This is a genomic window from Paenibacillus nitricinens, from assembly GCF_052056485.1.
In the GTDB taxonomy this organism is placed as follows: domain Bacteria; phylum Bacillota; class Bacilli; order Paenibacillales; family Paenibacillaceae; genus Paenibacillus_AQ; species Paenibacillus_AQ nitricinens.
In genome coordinates this window covers 5,118,022-5,134,459 of sequence record NZ_CP183948.1, presented here as the reverse complement: position 1 = coordinate 5,134,459, position 16,438 = coordinate 5,118,022, and the positions used below count along the sequence as shown (strand labels likewise).

The window sequence follows — 16,438 nt, the reverse complement described above, 5'->3', positions numbered from 1 at the left end:
GGATGACGCTTATTTTGTTGTTCCGGGGTGGCCATCCCCCTAAATCCCCCTTTCTAAGGGGGACCCCAAGGGCTGCCGCCCTCTGGACACCGGCAATGTAAAGCCTCGTGCATATAGGTACGGTGGTGGAAGCGAACGGACTCATGTGGCTGAAGGAGCGGCCCTTCTTAGGCTCCCCTGGCGGGTTAGCCTGCGGGGCCTTCACTGCTAGAGCAGACCGGCGTTTCACTCGCCGCTCCATGTGGCACCCCGAGCCAGTGCTGCCCTACGGGATCGCGGCTCGGATGCCTGAGATAAAGCGTGCCGCTTACGGCTTTACAGACTAAACCATGAAAGGATTGACCATCACATGCAAAAAGTAGATGTCAAAGAAAAAGCGCGGGCAAGAGATGTCCGCATACTGAAGAAATGGAGCGACGAAAATACGTTCCGTAAATCCATGGAGAATCGTGAAGGACGTCCGAACTATGTATTTTACGAAGGTCCTCCTACAGCCAATGGTGCTCCGCATATCGGGCACGTGCTGGGCCGTGTAATCAAGGATTTCATCGGTCGTTACCAAACGATGAAAGGCTACCGCGTGGTTCGTAAAGCCGGCTGGGATACACATGGTCTGCCAGTAGAACTAGGTGTACAAAAGAAGCTTGGTATCTCCGGCAAACAAGAGATCGAGGAATATGGCGTAGAAAAATTCATTCAGGAATGTAAAGACAGCGTCTTTGGTTATGAGAAGCAATGGCGCGAGTTTACTGAGGGTATCGGATACTGGACGGATCTGGATAATCCTTACGTAACTTTGGATAACACGTATATCGAGAGCGTGTGGAACATCTTGGCTACTGTGCATGACAAAGGATTGCTCTACCGCGGACACCGCGTTAGTCCTTACTGCCCTAGCTGCCAGACTACCCTAAGCTCCCATGAAGTAGCCCAAGGCTACAAGACCGTCAAGGATCTCAGTGCGACTGCAAAGTTCAAACTGGATGACAGTGGAGACTACGTACTAGCTTGGACGACTACACCTTGGACGCTGCCAGCGCATATGGCATTAGCCATGAACCCTGACATGGACTATGTACGTGTACAACAAGAAGATGGTATCTACATTGTTGCCAAAAATTTGGTGGAGGAAGTAATGAAAGGCGAGCACACAGTCCTTTCTACACATAAAGGTTCCGAGTTTATCGGCAAAACTTACGCTCCTCCATTCGGATACATCAAGGCAGAGAAAAGCAATGTCATTGTAGGTGCTTCCTTCGTTACAGATTCCAGTGGTACAGGGATTGTTCACATGGCACCAGCGCATGGCGAAGATGACTACAAGACTTGCCGCGAGAACGGCATCAGCTTCGTGAACGTGGTTGATAACTCCGGTAAGTATACGGATGTAGTGTCTGATTTTGCTGGACGCTTCGTGAAGGATTGCGATTTGGATATCGTTAAAGCTTTGTCTGAAAAAGGACTGCTTTACGGCAAAGAAAAATACGAGCACAGCTATCCGTTCTGCTGGCGTTGTGATACACCACTCTTGTACTACGCAACAGACAGCTGGTTCATCAACACTACAGCGATCAAAGATCAGCTGATTGCTAACAACAACAGCGTAGATTGGTATCCTGAGCATGTACGTGAAGGCCGTTTCGGGAAGTTCCTGGATGAACTGGTGGACTGGAATATCAGCCGTAATCGTTACTGGGGGACACCGCTTAATGTTTGGGTATGTCAAGAAACGGGCAAAGAGTTCGCTCCACACAGCATTGAAGAACTGAGAGCGATGGCGATTGGCGATGTACCTGAGGATATCGAGCTGCATAAGCCTTTTGTAGATAAGATCAAGCTGCGCAGTCCTTTCGGCGAAGGTGCAGAGATGGTTCGCACACCGGAGGTTATCGATGTTTGGTTCGATAGTGGTTCGATGCCATTTGCGCAAAGTCATTATCCATTTGAGAACGAGGATAAGCTGAATGATCAATATCCAGCAGATATGATCTGTGAAGGGATCGACCAGACACGTGGATGGTTCTATAGCTTACTAGCTGTATCTACCTTGTTTAAAGGTAAAGCTCCATATAAAGCTGTTATTGCTCACGGTCATATCCTTGATGAGAATGGTCAAAAAATGTCCAAATCAAAAGGCAATGTTATTGATCCTTGGGATATCATGAACGATTACGGCACGGATGCTTTCCGTTGGGCAATTCTGTCCGATAGTGCACCGTGGAATAACAAACGTTTCTCTCGTGGTCTTGTAGGGGAAACCAAATCCAAAGTTGTAGATACACTGGTGAATACGCATGCGTTCTTGACGCTTTATGCAGGCATCGATGGTTATGATCCTGCCGATCATCCTTTTAAAGTATCGGAACATAAGCTGGACCGCTGGATTTTGTCCCGTCTGAACAGCTTGATTCTTTTGGTAGACAAAGGACTTGCGGTAAATGATTTCGTGAACACATCCAAAGGTATTGAGAACTTTATAGATGAGCTGAGCAACTGGTATATCCGTCGTTCCCGTGACCGTTTCTGGGGTAGTGGTCTAGGTGAAGATAAGCTGGATGCTTACCGTACACTGACTCATGTGCTTTTAAAGACAGCGTCTTTGATGGCTCCATTTACACCGATGTTGTCTGAAGATATCTTCACGAACCTTGGCGGCGGAGAAAGTGTGCATTTAGCAGATTATCCGGTTGCTGATGAAAGCTTGATCGATAAAGAGCTGGAAGAGGATATGGAAAGTGCAAGACAAATTGTTGAGCTGGCGCGTAACGTGCGTAACGAAACAGGCATTAAGAATCGTCAACCGCTGTCTGAGCTGATCGTTTCGATGAACCGCGACTTTCATTTGGCTGAGTATGAAGAGATCATTAAAGACGAGATCAACATCAAGAACATCGTGCTAGAGACTAGCGACAGTGGATTTGTTGACTTCACACTCAAGCTGAATCTTAAAGTTGCGGGTAAAAAATACGGTAAAAACGTCGGCTTCCTGCAAGGCTTCCTGAAAGCTTTGGATAGTGACTCCACCCGCAAAGCGGTGCAAGACGGCTCAATCGCGATTGCGACACCAGAGGGAGAAGAGCTGGTGATCACTTCTGATGAGCTACTCGTTGAAAAAGAAGCTAAAGCAGGTTTCGCTGCAGCTTCCGGATATGGAATTACGGTTGCGCTCAATACTGAAATCACACCTGAGCTTGAACAAGAAGGCTGGGTTCGTGAGATCATTCGTGCGGTTCAAGATTACCGTAAACGTTTGGATCTGCCGATCGAGAAACGGATCGCACTCACGCTGAATGTAGACGATGAGCTTAAAGCAGCAGTTACAGCCTTTGAGAATGTATTGCGAGACAATGTACTTGTAACTACGGTTGATTTTGGCGGAGAACATGCTTTTGAATCGGTAGATGTCGGTGGTAAATCCATCGGTATCCATATTGGAGCGTAAATCTGCATTACCTGTCCCAAAACAGCATATACTAGCGGCACAAGTGTAAACAGAGAACTTCTGTTTATGCGGGAAATATAGTCTTTATATTTCGCCCGCAAAAATAACGAGCCCCGTGCTCAAGGAGATTCATTCTCTTTGACCGGGCTCGTTTACTTTGTGGCGAATATAGACGTATGAGAGGAGCTGTGGCTGTGGAGGATCAGAAGAACAGAATCTCCGTCAAGACATCCGACAACAAGAACAGCCCAGATAAGGGAGCGGAGAAAAAGGTTATTCCTGAGGAAAACCCTGAGCGTTTAACAGCAGATCATCGTAATCCAGAAGATATTCCACTGGAAGAAAAAATGAATACGATGTATCGATTAACCTTTGAATGGGCTAATATATTGGAGAAATCACGAATTTATCAATATACAGAGCTGTTACATTCACCTTGGACTTTAATTTGGAAAAATATCTTATATGGAACGGCTCGTGGCGTTGGGATCGCGCTAGGCTTTACTTTTTTTGCAGCAACGATCATTTATGTCCTTCAGGGGCTTGGAGCCTTGAATCTGCCGATCATCGGAGATTATATTGCGGATATTGTACGAATTGTACAGCGTCAGCTGGAATTCAAATAGCTTTTAAAGTGGTCTTTACTCCGGTTGTAGGGTGATTAGGGTTCGGTCTATTTTCTTAGGTGGATTTACCCAGCCTTGGGCTTCTACGTTTCTCCTCAGTCCGTATCTTTCGTTCTTTAATCTTTGGAGAGGGCTGCACTGCTTTTTTTTCTTGTGTATGATACGCAAACCTCTCATTAATAATAAATATCGTCTATCATCTTCATGACTGAGTTTCTGTACATTTTTAAAATACTCCTGATTCACTTACGTTACACTCCTTGTATGTCGATTTCAGCATCCGTTAGATCAGTTTACCAGCTGAATCTGAACATTTTCTTAACAAAATGACATAGAGCAGAAAAAATAAAAAAACAGCGGGCCATTCCATCATGATACTGGAACCGCGCGCTGTTCATTTTCTTGTAGCGACAATGCTTTTACTCCTCGCCTTCGAGTGGATCAAGCATGAAACTTCCCTCGTCGCTATCCTTATAACGCTCGTAGCTACGTCCCGGCACTACCATTAAATGATTACCTGTAATATCGGTAGCGATAAAGTTCTCCCAAGGCTCCACACAGCCTTCCAGCTCATCCGCTTCAATTTCCATATCATTATAGGAGTCAATATTATTGCCCTCCGCCATAGCGGGGGAATTGGAGCTGCCATAGCTTTCTACAATCTGCCAGGCATCCTCACCATCAAAGCCATTTTGATCCTCTCGCTCATCGAGACTAGTCCGCCCAAATGGAGGAGATAAAAATTCTTCTTCAATGGGCCGAGTAAAGGGTGCATTTTGACGTGGGGCGTGCTCTTTAGAATAAAGTGTGGAGGGAATGGCGGATAGACGCTCAAAAGGGATCGGTTGACCGCTAGCCTTACATATCCCATAGGTGCCTTCATCCATAGCGTTGAGAGCAGCTTCAATATCATCCAGCTCATGCTCGTCCCGCTCTAGCAGTGAAATATCCATGGAGCGGTTATACAAATCGGTGGCTGCATCTCCTGGATGGTTGTCATTCTCGGAAAGTTCTCCGGTGCCATCCCGCATGGATTCCTGTAGGCCGTAATTTTCATTATTCTGAAGCCTGTGCTGAATAGTATCACGGTCTTTTTCTAATCGGGCGCGCAGCTCTGAGAGCTGCTGTACTGTCAGGTGCGTCATGATGAGTAAGCTCCTTTCTGTACTTTTTCTAAGAATCCTTCCGACTAACCGATTTGCACCGGATGGTTCTTTGTTAGGTTGACCTGAGAGGCGTTATTTTAGCGATGGAAAATAGTCCCCAAGATTAAGCGCCCGAGAGGTGTCACGCAATAGACGATCTTCTAAGGGCTGTGCTACAATATACAAGTCTTATAACAGTATTCGTACCGCATCTGGCGGGAAAAATAAGAACGGAGTGACAACTTCTGTGGTGTACTATTTGATTGCTCTTATTGTATTTTTGGTGGATCAGGGAACGAAGTATCTCATTGCCACACGTCTGGAGCTCGGGGAACAGATTCCGGTCATCGGGAATTTTTTCCTAATTACCTCACATCGTAATCGCGGAGCTGCTTTTGGGATCCTACAAGGTCAGCAATGGTTCTTCTTTTTAGTTACGGTTGTAGTGGTTGCAGGTATCGTTTGGTACTTGAACAAGACTAGACATTCGCGGAAGATGCTGTCGGTTGCCCTTGGACTTGTTCTGGGTGGAGCGATAGGTAACTTCCTCGACCGGATGATTAGTGGTGAGGTTGTTGATTTCCTTCTGTTTAATTTTGGAAGCTATAGCTTCCCGATTTTTAACGTTGCAGATTCGTGTATCGTCATTGGGGTTGGTTTAATTCTTTTGGACTCCTTCCGCGATCTTAAGAACGGTGAAGAAATTACGGAAATTAAAGAAGTAAAAGAAGCAAAGGAAGTAAGGGAAGGGAATGAATGATTTGAATAAAGACGTCAATCACCAAGCGGCAACTACGAGCGAAGAAGAGAGGGACGTCACGGAGTGGACTGTTTCGGCGGAGAACGCGAAGGAGCGTATCGATAAATATATTACGGAATCTTGGGAAGAGGATGTTTCACGTTCTCAGGTGCAGCTGTGGATCAGTGGTGGCCATGTTACGGTTAATGGAGCACCCGTGAAAGCTAATTATAAGCTCTCAGAAGGCGATGTAGTTTCCATCATCGTTCCTGAAGCAGAAGTGACCGATTTGATTCCGGAGAATATCCCCCTTGATGTTGTCTACGAGGACAGCGATGTCATTGTGATTAATAAACCGCGTGGTATGGTTGTGCATCCGGCTGCCGGGCATCCGTCTGGCACCTTGGTAAATGCACTGATGTATCATTGTAAGGATCTATCCGGTATTAATGGTGAGATTCGTCCAGGTATTGTACATCGTATTGATAAGGATACCTCTGGTCTTATTATGGTGGCTAAAAATGATGCCAGTCACGCGTCGCTCGCAGCACAGCTTAAAGAGCACAGTGTAACACGCCGCTATATAGCTGTTGTACACGGCAACTTGTCGCATGACAAAGGTACGGTTGATGCTCCGATCGGTAGAGATCCAAATGATCGCAAACTATACACTGTCACGGAAAAGAACAGTAAGAAATCTGTGACCCATTTTACGGTGATGGAGCGCTTTGGTGAATGTACTCTACTGGAGCTGCAACTGGAGACTGGCCGCACGCATCAGATCAGGGTGCATATGAAATTCATTGGTCATCCGCTTGTAGGTGATCCGGTTTATGGACGCAGCAAAGGAACAGCTATGAATGGACAGGCGTTACATGCAGCGGTGCTTGGATTTATTCATCCTACATCAGGTGAATATAAAGAATTCAGCAGACCTATTCCGGAAGACATGGAAGAGGTTCTGTTCACATTGCGCAGCAGATAAGTACAAATGAAGTGATAATTAGTCTATGGAATTGAACTCTGCTTTCCATCATATTTAATAACATAAGGATAAAGAGAAGGTTATGCCTTATTCTTTATCCTTATTTTTATAACTGAAACGGATCTCTAGAAACATAAGCCATCCAAGGGACGGCGAAGCCGTTTCTTCTAAAATGAGAATAGATAGCCAGGAGATGAGATGAAAGTATGAGTATTGAACAATACCAAGACAGCTTCATTCAGACTAATTTTGCAGACCGCATCGGCGGTGCGAACTACGGCAAGGACACTTCGATTTATAAATTTGAGAAGATCAAACGTGCGAAAGCATCCGCAAAACAGGATTTTCCTGATATTGAATTGATCGATATGGGCGTAGGAGAGCCAGACGAGATGGCTGATGCAGGTATCGTGGCTAAGCTGGCGGAAGAAGCAGCTAAGGAAGAAAATCGTGGTTATGCGGACAATGGAATTGCTGAGTTTAAGACAGCTGCAGCTGATTATTTGCGGGAAGTATTCCGTGTTGAAGGCATTGATCCCGTTACGGAGGTAGTTCATTCTATCGGATCTAAGCCTGCGCTGGCGATGTTGCCTTCTTGCTTCATCAATCCTGGGGATATTACGATCATGACGGTGCCGGGTTATCCAGTGCTGGGTACACATACTAAATACTTGGGTGGACAAGTGTTTACGGTAGAGCTGAAGAAGGAGAATAAATTCCTTCCAGATTTGAACGAAATTCCGGAAGAGGTTGCTCATAAAGCTAAGCTTCTTTACTTGAACTATCCAAACAATCCGACGGGCGCTAGTGCGACGCCTGAGTTTTTTGCTGAGGTCGTTGCATGGGCTAAAAAATATGATGTAGTCGTAATTCATGACGCACCATATGCTGCTTTGACCTATGACGGTTTGAAGCCACTTAGCTTCCTCTCTGTGCCAGGTGCCAAGGACGTAGGGGTGGAACTGCATTCCTTGTCCAAGTCCTACAATATGACGGGCTGGAGAATCGGCTTTGTTGCCGGAAATCCTTTAGTGGTAAAAGCCTTCAGTGATGTGAAGGACAATAACGATTCTGGTCAATTTATCGCGATTCAAAAAGCTGCTGCTTACGGTCTTGCGCATCCAGAGATTACAGAAGCAATTGCTGCCAAGTATTCTCGTCGTCACAACCTGTTGGTGGATGCACTGAACAGCCTCGGCTTCCAAGCTGAGAAACCAAAGGGTTCCTTCTTCCTTTATGTGGCTGCACCGAAGGGTGTCAAGGGTGGCCGCCGTTTCGAATCCGGTGAGGATTTCTCGCAATTCCTGATCCGTGAGAAGCTAATCTCTACCGTGCCTTGGGATGATGCAGGTCCATTTGTACGTTTCTCTGTTACCTTCATTGCTAAAGGGGAAGAGGAAGAAAGACGTGTCATCTCTGAGATCCAAAGACGCTTAAGCGATGTGGATTTTGAATTTTAATCATTAGTTAGACATTGAAGCTGCCTAGGGGAAACCTTGGGTGGCTTTTCTTTATGTAGTGGCTAGTCTACTGTGGATTAGACTACTGTAGAATAGAGCTACTGTAAGATAGGGAATTCTTCCCTCTAATTTTGTGTTTTAGCTTCAATCCGCTAGATTATTGGGAATTTCCCCCTCTATTTCAGCATATTTGGTTGTATTCAAGGAAATCTTTCAATTTATAGGGAGGAATTCCGCATAACCTGATCATAATGACTATTGTTGCCTAATTATAGGGAGGTTTTCCCTATAATACCGCCTTCCTTTTGTTGTTAATAGAAGCAGGCTTGGAAAGTGTTGTAGTTTAGGCAGATAAAGTTGACATGCCGTGTTTGTTCTGTCATAATTCTCATTAAATGAATAGCGCCTTTAATTCAGTCCTGTGAGGCTGGCAAGGTAACGTGAATCGAGGTTCGCGACTCTTAGAAAGGTACCCGTGTGTATACACCGGACTGTCTTTTTATGCGCGCGGCCACCATCTTCTTCATCTGCGGATTTCACTCCTTGCCTGTTATAGGCAAGGAGTTTTTTGATTTCCAGGAACTTGAACAGGCGAAACAAGTGGAGGGTGACAAGATTATGGTTACTGAGAAAAATGTAATTATGGACGAAACGGCGATCCGCCGGGCATTATCGCGTATTGCTCATGAGATTTTGGAGAAGAACAAAGGGATTGAGAATTGTCTGCTGGTCGGTATCCGGACACGAGGCGTATACCTGGCAAAGCGCATCGCTGAGCGGATCAAGGAAATTGAGGGCGTTGAGATTCCTTACGGCGAGCTCGACATCACGCATTATCGGGATGACCGCGAAGTAGGAGGCAGTGAAGCGGTAGTGAAGAGTAACGTCATTATTACTTCCGGCAGTGATGGCATCCATGATAAGAAGGTCATTTTGTTCGACGATGTGCTTTACACCGGACGCACCATCCGCGCAGCGATGGACGCTTTGATGGATTGTGGACGCCCACGAATGATTCAACTGGCAGTACTTGCCGACCGTGGACACCGCGAGCTACCGATCAGACCAGACTACATCGGTAAGAATGTACCTACCTCAAAGCATGAGCAGATTGAAGTGGCGCTGAAGGAATACGACGGCAAAGACGAGGTCTACATTATTTCAAACCGGGAGGAACGATAACATCATGACACTTACCAAGGTAAAGGAACGTAGTCTGCTGGGAATTAAAGAGCTTGACCGTTCGGAAATTACTGGGCTGCTGGACAGAACAGCTTATTGGGACAATCAAAGTGCAAAGCTAACCCCCATTTTGAACTCGCATTTTATTTCTAACATGTTCTTTGAGAACAGCACACGCACACGTTTCTCCTTTGAAATGGCAGAGAAACGACTGGGTGCACAAGTACTGAATTTTACGGCTGCAGCTTCTAGTGTAGAAAAAGGGGAGTCGATCTACGATACAGTACGCACACTGGAATCGATGGGGATCGATGCCGGAGTTGTGCGTTTGAAGCCTGCAGGTGTGCTGCAGCAGTTAGCTGAGAAGGTGTCCATACCGCTTATTAACGCGGGTGACGGCAACAATGAACATCCAACACAAGCGCTGCTTGATCTTTACACCATGACCAAAACGTTTGGAGATTTAAAGGGCCTCACGGTTTCAATTATCGGGGACATCATGCATAGCCGGGTAGCACGTTCCAATCTATGGGGACTTACAAAGCTAGGAGCTAAAGTGCAATTCTGCGCACCGGAGAATATGAAGGCTCCTGAGCTTATGGAATACGCACCTTATGTAACCATAGAGGAAGCTCTTAAAGCAGACGTGGTCATGATGCTTCGTGTGCAGCTGGAACGCCATTCTTCTGGCATCATACTTTCCGCGGAAGATTACCGCAGACAGTACGGTTTAACGGAAGAACGCGCAGCTAAGCTCGCAAAAGATACAATCATTATGCACCCAGCTCCGGTTAACCGGAATGTCGAGATTGATGATGCAGTTGTAGAGTGCAGTCAATCAAGGATTTTCCCGCAAATGTCTAATGGAGTTCCGGTTCGGATGGCGGTTCTCGAAAGAGCTTTACTATAAAGATCAAAGAATGATGATGAATAAGGACTAATAAATATACACAAACATGAATTTTTATTATATAATAATGAGAGGGCTCACAGCCGGGAACTGTGGGTAAAGGTAGAATCATGACAGTGATTATTAGAAACGCCAGCGTATTGAATAAGGAAGGCTTGTTAGAGCGGAAACATATTGTACTTGAAGAAGGTGTTATCTCGGCCTTCATCGATGGAAATGAAGCTGCTCCAGAAGCTGGAGAGATCATTGATGCTGAAGGCAAACTGCTCATTCCAGGACTCATTGATATGCATGTGCACTTACGCGAACCGGGATTTGAACACAAGGAAACCGTGGAAACCGGAAGTCGTTCGGCTGCCAAAGGCGGATTTACAACCATCGCTTGTATGCCTAATACCCGTCCAGTAACAGATACCCCGGAAACCGTACAATTTGTGAAAGACAAAGCGCGTGAAGCAGGACTCGTAAAAGTACTTCCTTATGCAGCCATTACGAAAAATGAGCTTGGACGTGAGCTGACTGATTTTGCAGCGCTTAAAGAAGCTGGAGCGATTGGTTATACCGACGACGGCGTGGGCGTGCAAAGTGCTCAAATGATGAAAGATGCTATGAACATCGCCGCAGCATTGGATATGCCAGTCATAGCTCACTGTGAGGATAATTCACTGGTTGAAGGCTGCTGTGTAGCCGAGGGTGAGTTCGCAAGAAAGCATGGCCTGAAAGGAATTCCAAATGAGTCGGAAGCGATCCATGTTGGACGCGATATTTTGCTGGCTGAAGCAACAGGCGTTCATTACCATGTATGCCATGTAAGTACTGAACAATCGGTACGCCTGATACGCCAAGCGAAAGAAATCGGCATTAAAGTGACTGCTGAGGTGTGTCCGCATCACTTGCTGCTGTCTGAAGAAGATATTCCAGGCCTTGATGCCAATTGGAAAATGAACCCGCCGCTTCGCTCCCGCCGCGATGTTGAGGCATGTATCGAAGGTTTGCTAGACGGCACACTAGATATGATTGTTACTGACCATGCGCCGCATAGTGAAGAAGAGAAGGCTAAAGGCATGCAGCTTGCACCTTTTGGTATCGTTGGATTCGAAACAGCCTTCCCACTACTATACACAGCGTTTGTAGCAACGGGGAAATGGGATTTATCCTTACTGGTACAAAGAATGACAGCTGATCCTGCACGGGTATTCAGACTGAACACCGGTGTGATGGATATCGGAGCTCCTGCAGATTTGACACTGATTGATTTGGAGCAGGAGAAAGAAGTAGACCCAGGATCTTTCGCAAGTAAAGGACGGAATACTCCTTTTGGTGGCTGGAAGCTTAAGGGCTGGCCAGTAATGACATGGGTAGACGGCAAAGCCGTATGGACTGAGAAAAACTAGCGGACTGGTGGGGCGGAGTTGCTGATCTTTACGGAGCAGTGATTGTGTACACGTTCACTCCGGAAGGCTTGTAAGGCATAAGCATTAGACTACAGAAACAAGAAGGAGTGGAATGGAATGCAGGCGAGATTGCTGCTGCAAGACGGAACTTTATTTACAGGTACCGCATTTGGCGCTGAGGGCGAAAAGACAGGCGAGGTTGTTTTTAATACAGGAATTACAGGATATCAAGAGGTGCTGTCTGACCCTTCATATTGCGGACAAATCGTTACAATGACTTACCCATTGATCGGGAACTACGGGATTACTCGGGATGATTTTGAATCTGTTCGACCTTTCGTACACGGCTTTGTAGTGCGTCGTCATGAAGAAGTACCTAGTAACTGGCGTGCTGAATATAGTGTGGACGATCTGCTAAAGGAATACGATATTCCAGGGATCAGCGAGATTGATACTCGGATGTTGACTCGGATTATTCGCCACTACGGAACAATGAAAGCCATCCTAACCACCTCTAACAAACGTGTAGAGGAACTGATGGAAATGATGGGAAATACTACGATTGAGGAATTGCGCAATCAGGTAGCTCGTACATCAACTGCAAGTTCGTACAGCAGCCCAGGCAACAAAGAAAGAATTGTACTTGTGGATTACGGTGCGAAGGCTGGTATCCTGCGTGAGCTTAACGAACGTGGTTGTGATGTTGTTGTAGTGCCACATGATGTAAAAGCGGAAGAAGTTCGCCGTCTGAACCCGGATGGTATCCTGCTGTCCAATGGCCCTGGGGACCCGAAAGATGTGCCTCACGCTGTTAAGACCATTTCTGAATTGCTTGGCGAATATCCGATCTTCGGCATCTGCTTAGGTCATCAGTTGTTTGCACTGGCTTGTGGAGCGGACACAGAGAAGCTGAAATTCGGTCACCGCGGTGGCAATCACCCTGTGAAGGAACTGGAAAGTGGACGCTGCTTCATCACTTCTCAGAACCATGGTTATACCGTAAATGAGGAATCTGTGAAGAACACTGAACTAGAAGTTACTCACATTAATAATAATGATAAGACGGTTGAAGGAATTAAACATACTCGTTACCCAGCATTTTCGGTGCAATATCATCCAGAAGCAGCGCCAGGACCACATGACAGCAGCTACTTATTCGATCGCTTCCTTCAATTGATTGCAGATCATAAAGCAAAGACACCTGTTATTTCACGTCAGGCACAACTTGCGGCAAACGCCAGAATCACGGCGCCAAAAACTAACTTACAGCTTGAAGCCGTGAAAGGAGCTCTATAACATGCCAAAGAACGATAAGCTTAAAAAAATACTAGTGATCGGTTCCGGACCGATCGTCATCGGTCAAGCAGCGGAGTTTGACTACGCAGGAACTCAGGCTTGCCAAGCCCTTAAAGAAGAAGGCGTGGAAGTCGTACTGATTAACAGCAATCCAGCAACAATTATGACTGATACAAATATTGCTGATAAAGTGTACATCGAGCCTATTACGCTTGAATTCGTAACTGCGATTATTCGCCAAGAGCGTCCCGATGGATTGCTTCCAACGCTAGGTGGTCAAACCGGCCTAAATATGGCTGTAGAATTGGCTCGTGCAGGTGTACTTGAGCAAGAGAATGTTAAGCTTCTCGGTACACAGCTTGATTCCATTGAGAAAGCAGAGGATCGCGATTTGTTCCGTGACCTAATGCGTGAATTGGAACAACCTGTACCGGATAGCACCATCATCACTACTGTAGATGAAGCAATGAATTTCGCTGAAGAGATTGGTTTCCCTCTGATTGTACGTCCAGCTTATACACTTGGCGGCACAGGCGGCGGGATCTGCGATAACGCAGAAGAACTGCGTGAAACCGTCAAAGCAGGTATTCGTTATAGCCCGATCGGACAATGTCTAGTGGAGAAAAGTATTGCCGGCATGAAGGAAGTTGAATACGAGGTTATGCGGGATGCTAATGACAACTGTATCGTTGTCTGCAACATGGAAAACTTTGATCCTGTAGGCGTACATACAGGTGACAGTATTGTTGTGGCACCTAGCCAAACGCTGTCAGATCGCGAATACCAAATGCTGCGTACAGCTTCGCTCAAAATCATTCGCGCCCTGAATATTGAGGGTGGATGTAACGTACAATTCGCACTTGATCCACAAAGTTATCAGTACTATGTAATCGAAGTAAACCCGCGTGTCAGCCGTTCCTCGGCTTTGGCTTCCAAAGCAACTGGATATCCAATTGCCAAAATGGCTGCCAAAATCGCGATGGGTTACACGCTGGATGAAATCGTCAATCCGGTTACCGGACAGACTTATGCATGCTTCGAACCTACACTTGACTATATCGTAAGTAAAATTCCACGTTGGCCTTTCGACAAGTTCATTCATGCGAACCGTAAGCTTGGTACGCAGATGAAGGCAACTGGTGAAGTAATGGCAATCGGCCGTACTTTTGAAGAGTCCATTCATAAAGCAATTCGTTCCTTGGAGATTGGTGTTCATCGTTTCCGTCTGCCAGGTGCAGAAGCATTGGAAGAGAATGTGCTGCGTGAACGTCTTGCGAAGCCTGATGACGAGCGTCTGTTCCTGGTTGCTGAAGCTTTCCGTCGTGGCTATGAGCTGCAAGAAATTCAGGATATTACGAACGTGGACTGGTGGTTCCTCTCCAAAATTGAAGGTTTGATTAACTTTGAAGATGTGATTCGCGGAGAAGAAACCTTGTCAGCGGAAACGCTATACCAAGCGAAACGCAAAGGCTTTACAGACCGTGCGATTGCTGAGATTCGTGCAGAAGGACAAGCGGACGGCAAGTATACTAAAGAAGCAGATGTGCGCGCGCTACGTTTGGAGCAAGGATTAACACCTGTGTTCAAGATGGTAGATACCTGTGCGGCTGAGTTTGAAGCTTCTACACCTTACTATTACTCGACTTATGAGACTGAGAATGAGGTCATTCATTCTGATAAGCAAAAAGTTATCGTGCTGGGATCTGGTCCAATTCGGATCGGTCAAGGGATTGAGTTCGATTATTCCACAGTGCATGCGGTATGGGCGATTCAAAAGGCTGGGTACGAAGCGGTTATCATCAATAATAACCCTGAGACTGTATCTACAGACTTCAATACTTCGGACCGGTTGTATTTTGAACCTCTATTCTTTGAAGATGTTATGAACGTAATCGCACAAGAGAATCCGATTGGGGTTATCGTTCAATTCGGTGGTCAGACCGCGATTAACCTTGCGGCACCCCTAAGTGCTGCTGGTGTGAAGATTCTCGGAACTAGCCTCGATAGCATTGATGAAGCTGAGAACCGTAAGAAATTCGAAGCTTTGCTGGGTCGTCTTGATATCGCGCAACCAAAAGGTAAGACAGTTACCGATGTGGATCAAGCCGTAGAAACTGCACAATCCCTTGGATATCCGGTACTGGTTCGTCCTTCCTATGTACTAGGCGGACGCGCAATGGAAATTGTATATAACGATACTGAACTGCTTAGCTACATGGTAGAAGCGGTTAAAGTGAATCCAGAGCATCCGGTATTGATTGACCGTTACATGTTAGGTAAAGAGGTTGAGGTAGATGCGATTTGTGACGGTGAGACGGTAGTTATTCCGGGCATCATGGAGCATGTTGAGCGCGCAGGTGTTCACTCCGGTGACTCTATCGCTGTATATCCTCCGCAATATCTGGATGAAGGTCTAAAAGCAAAAATAGCTGAAATCACTATCAAGATCGCTAAGGAACTGAAGACGATTGGACTGGTCAACATCCAGTTTGTTATCTATCAGAACGAAGTATACGTAATCGAAGTAAATCCACGCTCCTCGCGTACAGTTCCTTTCCTGAGTAAAGTGACTGGAATTCCAATGGCGCATTTGGCAACCAAAATCATTCTCGGCAGCAAGCTGAAGGATGACGGTTATACAGAAGGTTTGTGGCCGGAAAGCGATTATGTATCGGTTAAAGTGCCAGTGTTCTCTTTTGCCAAACTGCGCAGAGTAGAACCTACGCTTGGACCTGAAATGAAATCAACCGGTGAAGTTATGGGCCGTGATAAATTGTACGCAAAAGCTTTATACAAAGGTCTGGTAGGAGCAGGAATGAAAATTCCAGCTACAGGCGCTATCATTGTTACGGTGGCAGATAAAGATAAAGCAGAAGCTGTAGAACTTATGAAGGGCTTCCATTCCATGGGTTACAAAATCATTGCTACTGGAGGCACGGCACAAGCACTTGAAGATGCAGGCCTTAACGTAATGAATGTGAATAAGCTGGATGAAGGTGCGCCAAACATTCTCGACTTGATTCGTGGTGGGCAAGCTAACTTCGTCTTTAATACCCTGACTAAAGGTAAAACGCCAGAACGTGACGGATTCCGTATCCGCCGCGAAGCGGTTGAGAATGGCGTCGTATGTATGACTTCACTGGATACAGTGGCGGCACTTCTCAGAATGCTGCAGACGATTAACTTCTCGTCACAGTCCATGCCTGCTTTTGTAGGACAATTGAACTAATCTCATAAAGATGCATAGGGCGGTTTGCGT

At 46.1% G+C, this 16,438-nt stretch carries 12 protein-coding genes; 11 read left to right on the top strand and 1 reads right to left on the bottom strand.

Features of this window, described 5'->3' with window-relative positions; genetic code table 11:
- Positions 1 to 107 precede the first annotated feature (107 nt).
- The 3 genes from ACN6KS_RS22965 to ACN6KS_RS22955 all read left to right on the top strand — a co-directional run bounded on the left by ACN6KS_RS22965 (position 108) and on the right by ACN6KS_RS22955 (position 4,068).
- Positions 108 to 326 (top strand): hypothetical protein, encoded by a 219-nt coding sequence (locus tag ACN6KS_RS22965; protein ID WP_143812184.1) that lies wholly within the window; start codon positions 108 to 110, stop codon positions 324 to 326.
- Between the two features lie 23 nt (positions 327 to 349).
- Positions 350 to 3,442, top strand: a complete 3,093-nt coding sequence (ileS, locus tag ACN6KS_RS22960) for an isoleucine--tRNA ligase (protein ID WP_440960594.1) — start codon at positions 350 to 352, stop codon at positions 3,440 to 3,442.
- Between the two features lie 335 nt (positions 3,443 to 3,777).
- Positions 3,778 to 4,068 (top strand): DUF5665 domain-containing protein, encoded by a 291-nt coding sequence (locus ACN6KS_RS22955; RefSeq protein WP_373455841.1) that lies wholly within the window; start codon positions 3,778 to 3,780, stop codon positions 4,066 to 4,068.
- Positions 4,069 to 4,487: 419 nt separating this feature from the next.
- Here ACN6KS_RS22955 and ACN6KS_RS22950 read toward each other — a convergent pair whose 3' ends face one another.
- Entirely contained in the window at positions 4,488 to 5,213 is a 726-nt protein-coding gene (locus ACN6KS_RS22950; protein ID WP_094873058.1) for a molecular chaperone DnaK, read from the bottom strand.
- A 247-nt stretch (positions 5,214 to 5,460) separates the two neighbouring features.
- Between ACN6KS_RS22950 and lspA the strand changes: the two genes are divergently transcribed.
- The 8 genes from lspA (at position 5,461) to carB (ending at position 16,408) form a co-directional block, all read left to right on the top strand.
- Positions 5,461 to 5,973, top strand: a complete 513-nt coding sequence (lspA, locus tag ACN6KS_RS22945) for a signal peptidase II (RefSeq protein ID WP_094873056.1) — start codon at positions 5,461 to 5,463, stop codon at positions 5,971 to 5,973.
- Positions 5,966 to 6,937: an RluA family pseudouridine synthase gene (locus ACN6KS_RS22940; protein ID WP_440960593.1), complete on the top strand. Its 972-nt coding sequence runs from the start codon at positions 5,966 to 5,968 to the stop codon at positions 6,935 to 6,937. The genes lspA and ACN6KS_RS22940 overlap by 8 nt, the downstream gene beginning before the upstream one ends.
- A gap of 206 nt (positions 6,938 to 7,143) precedes the next feature.
- Positions 7,144 to 8,397 carry an LL-diaminopimelate aminotransferase gene (locus ACN6KS_RS22935; protein WP_440960592.1) on the top strand — a complete coding sequence of 418 codons (1,254 nt, stop codon included), beginning with the start codon at positions 7,144 to 7,146 and terminating at the stop codon, positions 8,395 to 8,397.
- 618 nt (positions 8,398 to 9,015) lie between these two features.
- On the top strand, positions 9,016 to 9,579 hold the full coding sequence (pyrR, locus tag ACN6KS_RS22930; RefSeq protein ID WP_094873086.1) for a bifunctional pyr operon transcriptional regulator/uracil phosphoribosyltransferase PyrR: 564 nt from the start codon (positions 9,016 to 9,018) through the stop codon (positions 9,577 to 9,579).
- 4 nt (positions 9,580 to 9,583) lie between these two features.
- The gene (locus ACN6KS_RS22925) at positions 9,584 to 10,489 is read left to right on the top strand and encodes an aspartate carbamoyltransferase catalytic subunit (RefSeq protein ID WP_094873052.1); all 906 of its coding nucleotides are present in this window, start codon (positions 9,584 to 9,586) and stop codon (positions 10,487 to 10,489) included.
- Between the two features lie 110 nt (positions 10,490 to 10,599).
- Entirely contained in the window at positions 10,600 to 11,883 is a 1,284-nt protein-coding gene (locus ACN6KS_RS22920) for a dihydroorotase (protein WP_440960591.1), read from the top strand.
- Positions 11,884 to 12,000: 117 nt separating this feature from the next.
- Complete coding sequence (carA, locus tag ACN6KS_RS22915) at positions 12,001 to 13,179, top strand: glutamine-hydrolyzing carbamoyl-phosphate synthase small subunit (RefSeq protein ID WP_094873050.1); 1,179 nt, start codon at positions 12,001 to 12,003, stop codon at positions 13,177 to 13,179.
- Between the two features lies 1 nt (position 13,180).
- On the top strand, positions 13,181 to 16,408 hold the full coding sequence (carB, locus tag ACN6KS_RS22910; RefSeq protein ID WP_094873049.1) for a carbamoyl-phosphate synthase large subunit: 3,228 nt from the start codon (positions 13,181 to 13,183) through the stop codon (positions 16,406 to 16,408).
- The last annotated feature ends 30 nt before the right edge of the window (positions 16,409 to 16,438 follow it).